Annotated in this window: 14 protein-coding genes and 1 pseudogene; 11 read left to right on the top strand and 4 right to left on the bottom strand. The window is 58.4% G+C overall.

Annotated features, from left to right (window positions below; translation table 11 throughout):
- The first annotated feature begins 32 nt into the window (after positions 1-32).
- On the top strand, positions 33-1,103 hold the full coding sequence (locus ACR0JE_RS02730; protein WP_480863222.1) for a DUF6456 domain-containing protein: 1,071 nt from the start codon (positions 33-35) through the stop codon (positions 1,101-1,103).
- Positions 1,104-1,153: 50 nt separating this feature from the next.
- A complete protein-coding gene (locus tag ACR0JE_RS02725; RefSeq protein WP_480862816.1) occupies positions 1,154-2,077 on the top strand; it encodes a LysR substrate-binding domain-containing protein in 924 nt (307 codons plus the stop codon).
- 46 nt (positions 2,078-2,123) lie between these two features.
- Here ACR0JE_RS02725 and ACR0JE_RS02720 read toward each other — a convergent pair whose 3' ends face one another.
- Positions 2,124-2,672 carry a redoxin family protein gene (locus ACR0JE_RS02720; RefSeq protein WP_480862814.1) on the bottom strand — a complete coding sequence of 183 codons (549 nt, stop codon included), beginning with the start codon at positions 2,670-2,672 and terminating at the stop codon, positions 2,124-2,126.
- A 263-nt stretch (positions 2,673-2,935) separates the two neighbouring features.
- Here ACR0JE_RS02720 and lipA point away from each other — a divergent pair, with 263 nt between their 5' ends.
- Both lipA and ACR0JE_RS02710 read left to right on the top strand, forming a co-directional pair.
- The gene (gene lipA, locus ACR0JE_RS02715; protein ID WP_480498046.1) at positions 2,936-3,886 is read left to right on the top strand and encodes a lipoyl synthase; all 951 of its coding nucleotides are present in this window, start codon (positions 2,936-2,938) and stop codon (positions 3,884-3,886) included.
- Entirely contained in the window at positions 3,883-5,025 is a 1,143-nt protein-coding gene (locus tag ACR0JE_RS02710; protein ID WP_480862812.1) for an amidohydrolase, read from the top strand. Before lipA ends, ACR0JE_RS02710 begins: the two co-directional genes overlap by 4 nt.
- 9 nt (positions 5,026-5,034) lie before the next feature.
- On the opposite strand, the gene hpt is transcribed toward ACR0JE_RS02710, so the two are convergent.
- Positions 5,035-5,580, bottom strand: a complete 546-nt coding sequence (gene hpt, locus ACR0JE_RS02705; protein WP_480862810.1) for a hypoxanthine phosphoribosyltransferase — start codon at positions 5,578-5,580, stop codon at positions 5,035-5,037.
- Between the two features lie 73 nt (positions 5,581-5,653).
- On the opposite strand from hpt, the gene ACR0JE_RS02700 reads away from it, so the two are divergent.
- Both ACR0JE_RS02700 and ACR0JE_RS02695 read left to right on the top strand, forming a co-directional pair.
- Positions 5,654-6,100 carry a type II toxin-antitoxin system RatA family toxin gene (locus ACR0JE_RS02700; RefSeq protein ID WP_480862808.1) on the top strand — a complete coding sequence of 149 codons (447 nt, stop codon included), beginning with the start codon at positions 5,654-5,656 and terminating at the stop codon, positions 6,098-6,100.
- A 38-nt stretch (positions 6,101-6,138) separates the two neighbouring features.
- A complete protein-coding gene (locus ACR0JE_RS02695; protein ID WP_480862806.1) occupies positions 6,139-7,434 on the top strand; it encodes an MmgE/PrpD family protein in 1,296 nt (431 codons plus the stop codon).
- On the opposite strand, the gene pyrC is transcribed toward ACR0JE_RS02695, so the two are convergent.
- Complete coding sequence (pyrC, locus tag ACR0JE_RS02690) at positions 7,431-8,468, bottom strand: dihydroorotase (protein WP_480862804.1); 1,038 nt, start codon at positions 8,466-8,468, stop codon at positions 7,431-7,433. The genes ACR0JE_RS02695 and pyrC overlap by 4 nt on opposite strands.
- A 120-nt stretch (positions 8,469-8,588) precedes the next feature.
- On the opposite strand from pyrC, the gene ACR0JE_RS02685 reads away from it, so the two are divergent.
- Positions 8,589-9,497 (top strand): AAA family ATPase, encoded by a 909-nt coding sequence (locus ACR0JE_RS02685; RefSeq protein ID WP_480862802.1) that lies wholly within the window; start codon positions 8,589-8,591, stop codon positions 9,495-9,497.
- A gap of 58 nt (positions 9,498-9,555) precedes the next feature.
- Positions 9,556-10,812, top strand: a complete 1,257-nt coding sequence (locus tag ACR0JE_RS02680) for a vWA domain-containing protein (RefSeq protein ID WP_480862800.1) — start codon at positions 9,556-9,558, stop codon at positions 10,810-10,812.
- A gap of 3 nt (positions 10,813-10,815) precedes the next feature.
- On the opposite strand, the gene ACR0JE_RS02675 is transcribed toward ACR0JE_RS02680, so the two are convergent.
- On the bottom strand, positions 10,816-11,316 hold the full coding sequence (locus ACR0JE_RS02675; RefSeq protein WP_353007241.1) for a hypothetical protein: 501 nt from the start codon (positions 11,314-11,316) through the stop codon (positions 10,816-10,818).
- A gap of 170 nt (positions 11,317-11,486) precedes the next feature.
- On the opposite strand from ACR0JE_RS02675, the gene ACR0JE_RS02670 reads away from it, so the two are divergent.
- The 3 genes and pseudogenes from ACR0JE_RS02670 to ACR0JE_RS02660 form a co-directional block, all read left to right on the top strand.
- Positions 11,487-12,455, top strand: a complete 969-nt coding sequence (locus ACR0JE_RS02670) for an XdhC family protein (protein WP_480862798.1) — start codon at positions 11,487-11,489, stop codon at positions 12,453-12,455.
- Positions 12,452-13,453 (top strand): molybdopterin-binding protein, encoded by a 1,002-nt coding sequence (locus ACR0JE_RS02665; RefSeq protein WP_480862796.1) that lies wholly within the window; start codon positions 12,452-12,454, stop codon positions 13,451-13,453. Before ACR0JE_RS02670 ends, ACR0JE_RS02665 begins: the two co-directional genes overlap by 4 nt.
- Before the next feature lie 152 nt (positions 13,454-13,605).
- Positions 13,606-13,738 (top strand): annotated as a pseudogene (locus tag ACR0JE_RS02660) ((2Fe-2S)-binding protein); the annotation flags it as partial.

Below are 13,738 nucleotides of genomic sequence, written 5' to 3'. Positions count from 1 at the left end.
GCAGTCAATTTTGTCGACGAGGGCAAATGAATATGGAAAACTACATGGCTTTCACCATACCGGCTTGGGTGCCCGAAGGGGCGCAGCGATACCTTGCGCATACCGAGACCGGTCGATCGATACGAGATATCGCACGATCCGAGGGGTGCCATGCATCAACTATTCTGCGACAAATCAGACGTATCGAAATGCGTCGGGATGATCCACTTGTGGATGCCGCGTTGCAATCGCTGGCCGAAACGCATTTCTCGATCTCGGAAGATCACCGGGTTGGGCAAGAGTCAGAAGACGCAGAGAAGTTTGATCAGGAAGCGCTGCGCATCCTGCGTCGTCTGTGCGAAACCGGATCGGTTCTTGCCGTTGCGGAAGATATGGATAAGGCGGTTGTTGTTCGGGATACCGGCGATGCTGCGGCAACCCGAACGGCTGTTGTTGATTGCAAGATTGCGCAGGCGCTTGCGCTGCAGGATTGGATCAGCTGCGACAATCCCGGTCGCATCTCGCGATACCGGATTTCGGCATCGGGGCGCGCGGCGCTGAACCGTCTGGTGGCAGAAGCAGAGAACGAGGCCCGCACCAAGAATGAATTTGGAATGGCGGAGGCTCAGATGCCGTTTCAGGCCAAAGCTTCAACGACACAGACGGATCGGGCGCGCCGGATTCGCTATTGTGCCGCTGAAAGCCCCTTGGTCGCGCTGGCGCGACGCCGGGATCGCGATGGCAAACCCTTTCTGGATGAAACCCTTGTCAGCGCCGGAGAGCGCCTGCGCGAGGACTTCGAATTGGCACAGATCGGGCCGCAGGTCGCGCAAAACTGGGATCGGTTCCTGACGGGGGGTGACCGAGGCAGCTTTGACAGTGAATCGCATGGCGGGCGTGGATCTTCGGACGCGCGAGATCGGGTCGCGCGGGCTCTGTCGGATTTGGGGCCGGGGCTGAGCGACGTGGCCCTGCGCTGTTGCTGTCACCTTGAAGGGCTGGAGGCAGCAGAGAAGCGAATGGGTTGGTCTGCACGGTCCGGCAAGATCGTTCTGCGCATCGCCTTGCAGCGCTTGAAACGCCACTATGAAGATCAGACGGAGCGGGACCAGATGATCGGATAATGGTCATATACAACCCTTGCGGAATTACCCAGTATTGATAAGCAAGTGTTATGAGCTTTACTCTCAGACAATTGCAGTATTTTCAGGCCGTCGCCGAACAGCGTAACTTTGGTCGTGCGGCTCAGGTCTGTAATGTGTCCCAACCCGCGTTATCGGTTCAGATCAAGGCGCTGGAAGAGATTATGGGCGGTGTTCTGTTCGAAAGACAGGCCCGCGATATCCTGCTGACGCCATTGGGACGCGATGTGCTGGAGCGCGCGCGGCTGATCCTTGGCGCCGCTGATCGGTTGGATCAGTTTGCGCGTGATCATTCGGGCGGGCACAGGTCCTTGTCTATTGGCATTATCCCAACGATTGCACCTTATCTTTTACCTGGCGTTCTGGCTGGTCTGCGTTCGGGTGATGTTTCGCTGCGGGTGCAGATACGTGAGGCCAGAACCGAGCGTCTGTTGGCCTTGCTGCGCGCGGGAGAGATTGATGCGGCTGTGCTGGCCTTGCCGGTTGGTGGCACCGAATTCCGGGAAACACCTCTGTTTCAGGATCAGTTCCTTTTGGCAGGCAGTGCGGCGCGTCTTGAAAAGGTATCAGCAAGCCCGGATATGCTGCGCCCGCTTGATCTGCAATCTGCTCAATTGATGCTGCTGGAAGATGGGCATTGCCTGACCGATCAGGCGCTCGAGGTTTGCGGTCAGGACCGGGGCAGCGGGCAGATCAACATGGGGGCCTCATCCCTGGCGACGCTGTCGCGGTTGGTGGCCGAGGGGTTTGGCTTGACCCTGATGCCTGAGCTCGCTGCCCATGCGGAGGCTGAGGCCGTTCCAGGCCTGCGACTATTGCGGTTTGGCAGCCCTCAGCCTGCACGCACTGTCGGGCTGGTTCACCGTGCCTCGAGCGGCAAGGCTGATTGGGCAGAAAGGCTGGAACACGTGATCCGCGATGTGGGTGAACAGATCGTAACGGCAACCCGAACATGAAATGGCCTGCCAAGGGGCAGGCCAGATCTTGGGTGTTGAAGTTGGCTTAGGCCAATTCAGGCTCTGCCGCCTGTTCCAAGTGTCTCATCAGGTTCTCGGGCGAGGAAACCCCATACGGGTCTTCGGGGCAGTTATCCATCAGACCGGGCTCTTCGAACCAAACTTCGACCACACCGTCATTGATGATCGCTGCATAGCGCCAGGACCGCATGCCAAAACCAAGATTGTCTTTGTCGACCAGCATGCCCATCTTGCGGGTGAATTCACCGGACCCGTCCGGGATGACCTTGACGTTTTTCAGCCCCTGATCCTGCGCCCATTTGTTCATCACAAAGCTGTCGTTGACCGACATGCAGTAGATGGCATCAACGCCTTTGGCGATGAAGTCGCCATAGCCCTTCTCGAAACCCGGCAGTTGGTAGGTCGAGCAGGTCGGGGTAAACGCACCGGGCAGCGAGAACAGGATAACCCGCTTGCCAGCGAAGTAATCCGCTGTAGTGACATCCTGCCAGCGGTAGGGGTTGAGGCCTTCGACGGCCTCATCCCGGACGCGGGTGTGAAAGGTGACATCAGGCAGTTTTGCGCCGGATTTCATGCTGGATCTCCTGTGATTCATATTGAATTGGCTTGGGATTAAGACAGTTGATCCGGGCCTTCAATCGTAGAAATGCTGCGTATGCGAGTTGTCTCTAAGCAACAGGAAGTAAATGAAAAAACAAAGCGATATTGCTTTGATTCCCGTCTTATTCTGCGCTTGCGTGATGTGCATGCATAGCGGCTATGCAGCGCTGGCGTAACCGGCTTCAGTGCACTATGCTATAGGTACACAAAGTTGACCCAATGCTAGGAAAGCGGCCCGTGCGAGATCTGAAGATCCCAGAACAACGTCATCCGGAAAAAGCTCACCGTCCGGACAATGCGCAGCCGAAAAAACCCAAATGGATTCGTGTGAAGGCGCCCGGTGGTAAAGGCTATGCCGAAACCCATCGGATCATGCGCGAAAATAATCTGGTCACCGTCTGCGAAGAGGCCGGCTGCCCCAATGTGGGCGAGTGCTGGAGCCAGGGTCACGCCACCATGATGATCATGGGTGAGATTTGTACCCGGGGCTGCACCTTTTGCAACATCGCCACCGGGCGTCCCGATGCGCTGGACGTTTTCGAACCAGGCCGTGTGGCGCATGCAGTTGAAAAATTGGGTCTAAACCACGTGGTGATCACCTCTGTCGATCGGGATGACCTAAAGGATGGTGGTGCAGATCATTTTGCGCAAACTATTCGCGCGGTGCGTCATCGTTCGCCCAAGACAACCATCGAAATTCTGACGCCGGATTTCCTGAAATGTGATCCGGAGGTGTTGGAGACCGTGGTGGAATCGAAACCGGATGTGTTCAACCACAATCTGGAAACCGTTCCGGGCCTTTATCCCGAGGTGCGTCCTGGTGCGCGGTATTTCCATTCTCTGCGTTTGTTGCAGCGGGTAAAAGAACTGGACCCGTCGATTTTTACCAAATCCGGCATCATGGTTGGGTTAGGCGAAGACAAGCAGCAGGTTGCCCAGGTCATGGATGACATGCGCGCAGCCGACATCGATTTCCTGACCATCGGGCAGTATCTGCAGCCGACGCCTAAACATCACGCGGTGGATCGGTTCGTAACGCCCGAAGAGTTCGAATCCTATGAAAAGGCGGCTTATGGGAAGGGATTCCTGATGGTTTCGGCTACACCGCTGACGCGCTCTTCCTACCATGCCGGTGATGATTTCGCCCGCCTGCGCGCCGCCCGGCAAGAAAAGCTGGGGCAGGCGTGACGCCAGACCATCTGGCGCGGCTCACGCAGCTGCGCCACGAACTGCACCAACAACCCGAACTGTCTGGACAGGAACAAGCCACCGCTGCGCGGATGGCGGAGGAGTTGCGGCACGCAGGCGCAGACTTGGTGCTAACGGGGTTCGGAGGGCATGGCGTTGCCGCCATCTTCGACGGCAGACAGAGCGGCCCTTGCGTTGCGATCCGGTGCGAGTTGGATGGGTTGCCGATACAGGAGCTTTCGGGCATGCCATATCGGTCGCAAGTGTCGGGTAAGGGGCATCTCTGCGGTCACGATGGTCATATGGCGATGGTTCTGGGCGTGGCGTTGGCCTTGCAACAGCAACGCCCACTGCGCGGACGTACTGCCCTGATCTTCCAGCCCGCCGAAGAAACCGGGCAGGGGGCCAAAGCGTTTCGCGCTGATCCGCGTTTTGCCGAGGTCGCGCCCGACTATGTGTTTTCGTTGCACAACTTGCCGGGTCTTTCGCTTGGTCGGGTCGAGCTGTGCAAAGGCCCTGCCAATTGCGCCTCGCGCGGGATGCGGATTGAGTTGACGGGCAAAACCTCGCATGCCGCAGCGCCTCAGGATGGGGTATCCCCGGCGGGTGCGGTATCAGCCCTGATCCCCGGGCTCACGGGCCTTGGTACGGGTGGCGACCTAAGCGAGGACTACGCGCTTACGACTATCACTCATGCGCGTTTAGGAGAGCAAACATTTGGCGTTGCCCCAGGGCAGGCCGAATTGTGGGTGACGTTACGCACGGTATCTGATCAACGCATGGACAAGCTGGTATCAGACGCCGAAGCGCTGGTGCAAAAGATCGCGCGATCCGACGGGCTTAGCGCCTCGATCACGTACGAAGATGTCTTTGACGCTTGCACCAATCATGCGGATGCCGTCGATATTTTATCCCATGCATGCGCCGCACAAAACACTACCTGTGACCTGACCGACCAACCGCAGCGGTTTTCTGAGGATTTCGGACAGTTTAGCAAAGGTGCGAAAACGGCGATGTTCTGGCTGGGGGCAGGGCGCGATCACCCGCAACTCCACAATCCGGACTACGATTTCCCGGACGCCTTAATCCCGGTCGGAACGGATATCTTCCTGAACGCGATCCGTCAGATTCTGGGCTGAAACCGCTGCTTACACGTCTTCGGTGAACCTGACCTTGCCGATAAAGGGCAGGTTGCGATTGCGCTGCGCGTAGTCGATGCCATAGCCCACGACAAATTCATCCGGGATTTCAAACCCGATCCAGTCTGAGCGGAAATCGACCTCTCGCCGGCTGGGTTTATCCAGAAGAGCAATGGATTTCAGGCGATTTGGCTCGCGGCTGCGCAGCAGGTTTGTGACGTGGTTCAGCGTATGGCCGGTGTCGACGATATCTTCGACAACCAGCACATCACGCCCTTCAATTGCGCCGCGCAAGTCTTTGAGAATGCGAACTTCCCGACTACTCTCCATCGAATCGCCGTAAGACGAGGCCTCAAGGAAATCCACCTCGATCGGTAGGTCCAGCTCGCGCACCAGATCGGCGATGAACACGAAACTACCGCGCAACAGGCCAACCACAACCAGCTTGTCTGTATTGCCAAACTCTTCGGTGATTTCGCGACATAGCTCCTCGATCCGCGCCGCGATGGCCTTGGCCGAGATCATCTCATCTATCACATATGCGCGGTCGCTCATCGCTGCCCCCTTGATCTTTGGCGCGCAACATACGACATGACGCGCCAATGTCACCTTATAATGCCTGAATGCCATGCCAATTCACTCGGAAACGCGCCACCTGCCATACACCGCCCAACAGATGTATGATCTGGTCGCGGATGTCGCCCAGTATCCGCAGTTTCTGCCCTGGTGCGCGGCTGCCCGTATTCGCAAAACCTATGCGGTGGGCGAGGCTGAAGTGATGGAGGCCGATCTGGTCATCTCGTTCAAGGTGTTCCGTGAACGATTTGGCAGCCGGGTGACCCTCTATCCGGATCAGAAGAAGATCGATACCGAGTATCTGGATGGCCCGTTCAAATACATGAAATCCGATTGGCAGTTTGAGGACGCGCCCGAAGGTGGGTGCAATGTCTCATTCCACGTGGATTTTGAGTTCAAGAACGCTATCTTGCAAGGCATCATCGGTGTTGTTTTTAACGAAGCCATGCTGCGCATCGTGCGTGCGTTCGAGGCCCGCGCCGCCTCGCTTTACAGCTAAGGCTTTACCCGCGCTTGGCGCACGCTAGACTGCGCCTCATGTCAGATTTCACCTCAACACTGGCGGCATTTGCCGCAGGCCCCATCACGACCACCGCGCAGGCGCGCATCGTCACATCGCTTTCTGTTCTAGATTGGGTTGCCGTTGGTCGGGCCGGTATTGATGAGCCCGTTGCGACCATCGTCCGCGACATGGCGATGGACGAGAAAGGCGCAGCGCAGGCGCATCTGTTCGGTGGAGGCGCTGCGCCCTTACGTACTGCGGCTTTGGTTAATGGCACAGTGTCCCATGCGTTGGATTATGACGACACCCATTTTGCCCATATCGGCCATCCTTCGGTCGCTGTCCTACCTGCGGCGTTGGCCGCGTCAGAGTGGGATGATCGTATCCTGGTCGATCTTCTGGAGGCGGCGTTGGTCGGGATGGAGACGTCAATCCGTATCGGGCTGTGGCTGGGCCGTGGTCACTATCAGAACGGGTTTCATCAAACGGCCACAGCAGGGGCCTTTGGGGCAGCGGTTGCGGTCGGGCGCATTCTGGGGTTCAGCGCGGGTCAGATGCGGCAGGTGCTGGGACTGACGGCGACCCGCGCGGCGGGTCTGAAGGCGCAATTCGGGACGATGGGCAAACCCTATAATGCTGGGATGGCCTCTGCTGCGGGTGTCGAGGCTGCGCTTCTGATTCACAAAGGGTTTGAGCCTAACGAGAACGCAATGGAGGGCCCGTTTGGTTTTGGTGCCACCCATCACGGGGCTGCCAATGACGCCGCAGCGCTGGACGGTCTCGGAGATGAATGGCTGTTCGAATCCGTTAGCCACAAGTTCCACGCCTGTTGTCATGGATTGCATGCGGCGCTTGAGGCGGCACGTGATCTGGATATCGCCGAACCCGAAGTCGCTGAGATCAAGGTCAAAACGCATCCGCGCTGGATGAGCGTCTGCAACCAGATGTCACCTACCACAGGGCTGGAAGCCAAGTTCTCCTACCGCGCGGTGATCGCTATGCAGGCCTTTGGCTATGATACCGCCTTGCCCGGAAGCTACTCGCAGAAAGTCTGCGCGGACCCGCGTGTCAAATCGCTGCAGGACCGTATCGTGGTCGAAGCAGACGAGGCTTTGTCCGAGACGCAAGCCCATCTGGCCCTGCTGCGCCGCGATGGGGCCCGGCTTGAGGCAACGCATGACCTGATAACCCCGATATCCCTGCCGGATCGAGAGGATCGTGTGCGCGCCAAAGCGTCCAAGCTGATCGGCGCCGATGAGGCAGACGTGATCTGGTCGATGCTGCGCACCGGAGGTCGCGCCCGCGATCTGGCTGCAAAACTGGCGGGTTAAACCACGCGCCAGTGCAGAGGGAAGCCGGGATCGAACACCGTAACGGGGCCGTCTTCGGTTTCGATCTTGTTGGGATATTCGACCGGGTGGCCTTTGGCCAACGTGATGGTGTCCTCGTTCACCGGCAGGCGATAGAAGGCGGGTCCGTTCAGCGAGACGAACCCTTCCAACTTGTCCATGGCACTTTCACGGTCGAACATTTCTGCCACCAGTGACATCGTGTTGGTCGCGGTAAAACACCCGGCGCAACCACAGGCCATTTCCTTGTTGTCATCCGTATGCGGTGCACTGTCCGTGCCCAGGAAATAACGTGGATCACCCGATGTCGCGGCTTTCAGCAACTCAAGCCGATGTTCTTCGCGCTTGGCAACCGGAAGGCAGTAGTAGTGCGGTTTGATCCCGCCTACCAGAATGTGATTGCGATTGATGATCAGGTGATGCGCCGTAATCGTCGCACCCAGATCCGTGTCGTTGGCGGCAACATACTGAACGCCATCGCGGGTCGTGATGTGCTCCATCACCACACGCAGGCCCGGCGTGGCTTTGCGGATCGGGTCAAGAACGCGGTCGATGAACACGGCCTCACGGTCGAAGATGTCGATCTCGGCGTCTGTGACCTCCCCATGCACACATAGGGGCAGACCAATCTCGGCCATTTTCTCAAGCACCGGGCGAACCTTGTCGAAATCTCGCACGCCCGAGGCTGAATTGGTCGTTGCCCCTGCCGGATAAAGCTTCACAGCCTTGACCAATCCGCTGGCATGGGCCGCAGCCAGATCGCTCGGGTCGGTATCCTCGGTCAGATACAGAGTCATCAGCGGTTCAAAATGCATGCCTTCTGGCAGCACAGCCAGAATGCGATCCCGATACGCGGCAGCCAGCGCACCGGTCACAACCGGGGGTACTAGGTTGGGCATAATGATCGCACGCCCAAAATGACGCGCGGTTTCGGGCAGGACGGCCTTCAGCATCGCGCCATCGCGCAGATGCAGATGCCAATCGTCGGGGCGGCGGATCGTGATGCTTTCGGTCATGACGCCCCGCTAACATAGCGCGAGCCGGTGGAAAAGAGCCCGGATGCGACTAAGGGACCATATCGGGCCGGGTTGACGACCGGCGCCCAGCGTGACCTTTTGGGCGGACGGAGGGATGCCATGTCAAAGATGCAATCGATTGATGCGGTTCAGACCATGTTGGGAGAGCAGGGTTATGTCTGCGGACGTGCTTTGGCGACCGTGGTGTTTTTATCGCTGAAACTGGGTCGACCCCTGTTTCTGGAAGGCGAAGCTGGGGTTGGCAAGACCGAGATTGCCAAGGCGCTGGCCGCCGGATTGAACCGACGGTTAATACGGCTGCAATGCTATGAGGGGCTGGATGCCTCTTCCGCTGTCTATGAATGGAACTTCCCGGCCCAGATGGTGGCGATCCGCACGGCCGAGGCTGCCGGGGGTGCAGATCGAAACGCGCTGCAAACAGAACTTTTCTCAGATGATTTCCTGATCGAGCGCCCGTTGTTGCAAGCGATGAGGCCCGATGAATACGGCGCGCCGGTTTTGCTGATCGACGAGTTGGATCGCACGGATGAACCGTTCGAGGCCTTCCTTCTCGAGGCACTCAGCGATTTTCAGGTCACGATCCCGGAACTCGGCACTGTCAAGTCACCCGAACCGCCCATCGTCATCGTCACCTCGAACCGAACCCGCGAGGTACATGACGCCTTGAAGCGCCGTTGCCTGTATCACTGGGTCGACTACCCTGATTTCGATCGTGAGATTGAAATTTTGCACGCCCGCGCGCCCGAAGCCGCCGCGGCCCTTAGTCGCGAGGTTGTGGCCTTTGTTCAGCGTCTTCGCACCGAAGACCTGTTCAAGAAACCCGGCGTGGCCGAAACGATCGACTGGGCTAAATGCCTGTTGGCTCTGGACGTCATCAACCTCAGCCCCGAGGTGATTGGCGACACGTTGGGCGCGATCCTGAAATACCAGGACGACATCCAGAAGCTGCAGGGCTCGGAAGCGAAACGCATTCTGGACGAGGCCAAAGCCAATCTCGAACCCGCCTGATGCTTCTTCTGTTCAAAAATACCTCGGGGGTTTGGGGGCAGAGCCCCCATGAACGGTAATGGCTGAACAACTCCCGCTTGATATCCCCGACAACCCGAAGCTGGCTCAGAACATCACGCATTTCGCACGGGCCTTGCGCAAAGCGGGGCTGCCGATCGGGACGGGGCGTGTGGTGGATGCGATTCGGGCAGTACAGGCTGCCGGTTTTACCCAAAGGCAGGATTTCTATTGGACCCTGCACGCCTGTTTCGTGAACCGGCCCGAACATCGCACCGTTTTTGCTCAGGTCTTTCGCCTCTACTGGCGCGACCCGCGATATCTGGAACATATGATGTCCATGATGCTGCCCGCCATTCGTGGGGTGCAGGAGGAACGCAAGGCGGACGCGGCCGAAAAACGGGCGGCAGAGGCGTTGCTGGATGGGGTCGAGCGCGACCAGCCCGAGAGCACGAATGATGAGGGCGAGACCGAGCTCGATATCGACGCGTTACAAACTGCATCCTCCGAAGAAAGGCTTCGCAGCCTGGATTTCGAACAGATGAGCACGGCAGAGATTGCCCAGGCCAAACGCCTTTTGGCGCGTCTCAGCCTGCCGGTTAAACCTATTGAAAGCCGCCGTGGACAGCCGAGTCATGTTGGTCATCGGATAGATCGGGCCAGAACCCTGCGTGCCGCAATGCGACAAGGGGGTGAACTCCACGAAATAGCCCGGCAAAAACAGCGGCCGCGTTGGCCCAATCTGGTGGTGCTTTGCGACATCTCTGGGTCGATGAGCCAATACAGCCGGTTGATCCTGCACTTCCTGCACACGGTCTCGAACGCCAAGGGGGCGGGTTGGGCAAAGGTCCATGCCTTTACCTTCGGAACTCGGCTCACCAACATTACTCGTCATCTGCACCAACGTGACGTGGATGCCGCTTTGGCCGCTGCGGGGGCCGAGGCGCAGGATTGGGAAGGGGGCACGCGGATCGGAGAGTGCCTGCACGCGTTCAACCGCGATTGGTCGCGTCGCGTAATGGGGCAGGGTGCAGTCGTCCTGCTGATCTCGGACGGGTTGGATCGGGGTGACGCAGAAGCGTTAGCCAAGGAAACCGAACGGTTGCACCTGTCTGCGCGCCGCCTGATCTGGCTCAATCCGCTGCTGCGCTGGGATGGCTTTGCGCCCAAGGCGCAGGGTGTGGCAGCGATGCTGCCACATGTCGATAGTTTTCGGGCCGGTCACTCCATTGCCTCGCTTGAAGACTTGGCGACCGTCATCTCGGAGCCCGGTGACATGGGTGAGAAAGCGCGGCTTATGTCCGCGCTTTCAGGCTAGGATTTAGCCCAGTTGTTTTGCGTTGCACTCCCGCGCCATTTCCATGGCCTTATAGGTGCCGGTCAGATCGACGGTGAAGGCGAACTCCTTTTCGGGGAAAACGATCATCACCTGCTTCTTCGCGATGTCTTCCGCAAACTGAGGGTCATCAGACAGGACATACCCGCCGGAATAGCCTTTGGTGATGTTGCCCTTCATGCCCGTGGCTTCGCCCAGATAGAGGTTGTCGCCCAGAAGGATTGCCACGGCTTCTTTCTCGCCGCGTTTGATGTTTGTCTTGGCTTTGGTAAACACACCAACATAGCCAACGCCGCGATCTTCGGTCAGTCCCATCTGGACCACATTTTCAGCGTCATCAATGGCTTCGATCAGGCAGGATTTACGCTCATTATCGATGAAGACTTTCCAGCCTTCGACCTCACCGTAGCGTTCATATGTATCCGCAGAGGCTGCGGTTGCAGCCAACATGCCGATTGCGGCGCCGAGTGTAAGAATGCGTTTCAACTCTGTGTCTCCGTTCTGAAATTCTGGGGGTCTGCCGGATTTGATTCCAAGCATGATGACAGATTAGAAGCCGGGCGAGATAGGATCAATCTGATATCACAGCAACACGCCTACGCTTTTCTTTGTATCATGGCTCACTATGTTGAAGCGATACACCGCAGGAGGCTCTGATGCAGAGATTCGACAACAGCCCTGAAACGGCTCTGGACTGGTATCGCAGCGGGTGCGGCGCGGCCCTTGCGACTGTTGTCGAAACCTGGGGCAGTGCGCCGCGGCGCGTCGGTGCGCAGTTGGTCATCGGTGGCGATGGTCGGATCGAAGGCTCTGTCTCGGGTGGCTGCGTCGAAGGCGCTGTGATTGTCGAGGCATTGGAAGCTATCGACGAGGGTGAGGCACGCCTATTGGAATTTGGTGTCAGCGACGAGGACGCCTTTGCCGTCGGTCTCGCTTGCGGCGGCACCATCAGGGTTTTGGTCGAGCCGGTGGGCGAGGTTTTGCCCGAACCCATGCTGGCCGAACTGGTCTCCGCGCGGGCAGCGCGCGAGCCCTTGGCCTATGAGGTCAATATCGACAGCGGCCACCGGTCCCTGCGGCGCAACAAACATCCCGACCGTTTGCGCATGGACCGGTCGGGTTTCGAAGAAGATGGCAAAACCTTTGTTGCCGTCCACAATCCGCCGCTTCGGCTGATCGTCGTCGGCGCGGTTCACATCGCGCAGGCGCTTGTGCCGATGGCTCGGATCGCCGGATATGATCCCGCAATTGTCGACCCGCGTGAGGCTTTCGCATCTGACGCCCGCTTTCCTGGCGAGACTATTCTCACGGATTGGCCGGATGAGGCCGTTGCCAAGCTGGGATTGGATACGCGTACCGCCGTCGTGTTGCTGACCCATGACCCAAAGCTGGATGACCCGGCACTGCAAGCCGCGCTTGAGGCGAATGTGTTCTACATTGGCGCGCTCGGTTCGACCCGAACCCACGCGAAACGGGTCGCGCGGATGCAAGCTGCCGGGTTCACCGACACACAGATCGATCTGATCCATGGACCTATTGGTCTGGACATCGGGGCGTCTGATCCGTCCGAGATTGCAGTGGCCATTCTGGCCCAAATGACGGCTGTTCTGCGGGGCAAGGCATGAAGTTTGGCCCATTGCCCGTTGATCAGGCGAAGGGAACGATCCTTGCGCATTCAGTTTCAGCAAACGGGCGCAAGCTGCGCAAGGGATTGACCCTCTCAGATGATCACATTGCGGGACTGACCCAAGCCGGGCTGACCGAAGTCACCGTCGCGCAACTGGATCCCGGCGATTGCCATGAGGATGAGGCGGCTGGTCTTTTGGCGCGCGCTTTGGTTCCCGATGCAGAGGCTGCCAATCTGCGGATCACCGAAGCGTTTACCGGGCGCGTGAACCTTTTGGCTGATGGTCCGGGCGTCGTAAACCTAGATGTCGACGCGCTGGAACAGTTCAATCGGGTCAACCCGGTGATCACGGTCGCCACCGTGCCTCAGCACCAGCAAATGAGCGATGGGGGTATGGTCGCAACGATCAAGATCATCTCTTATGCGGTTCCCGAGGCTGACGTTCGGCGCGCCGCAAACTTCGCACAAAACGCGGTTCGATTGATTGCACCGGTTCACAGAACCGCTGGGCTCATCGTCACTGATATTCCCGGTGGCCCACGGAATGAAAAAGGCATCGCAGCCATAAAAGGGCGTGTCGAACTGTTGGGGATGGAGCTGAGCGACGTTCAGATCGTGCCTCACGATAGCGGCCAGATCGCTGCGGCAATCGCTCAGACGCCAGGGGACCTGTTGATGATCCTGACCGCCTCGGCAACTTCGGATGTGGATGATGTGGCCCCGTCAGCCATTCGTGAAGCCGGAGGGGTGGTGGATCGGTTTGGCATGCCGGTTGATCCTGGAAATCTGCTGTTTCTGGGGTCGTTGGGTAAGCGTCCTGTGATCGGACTGCCGGGTTGCGCGCGCTCGCCGGCTTTGAACGGGGCGGATTGGGTTTTGTCCCGTGTGGCCTGCGGGGTTGAAACCACCGGCGCCGATATCGCGGCGATGGGAGTGGGTGGATTGCTCAAGGAAATTCCCACGCGGCCCCAGCCTAGGGCGCAACGCAAACCGTGACGCCAGCGTATTTTGACCTGCTTTGCCAATGCACGAAATCATGAGCGTTACACGACGCTTGACGCATTGAATACGACAAGATTTGTGTTCTCAAACAATGGCTCCCGTGCTTAACTCGGCCACAGGGAGAAACATTTGACCGGGAGGAATTCATGACACAGGTCTCCATGACTGTGAACGGTAAGGCCGTGAGCGGCGATGTAGAGGGTCGGACGTTATTGTCTGGTTTTTTGCGGGATCATTTGAGTTTGACTGGGACGCATGTTGGGTGTGACACGGCGCAGT

The sequence above is a fragment of the Ruegeria sp. H3 genome (assembly GCF_056533095.1).
The sequence above is the reverse complement of the archived record's forward strand: the minus strand, read 5'-3'. Positions and strand labels throughout refer to the sequence as shown.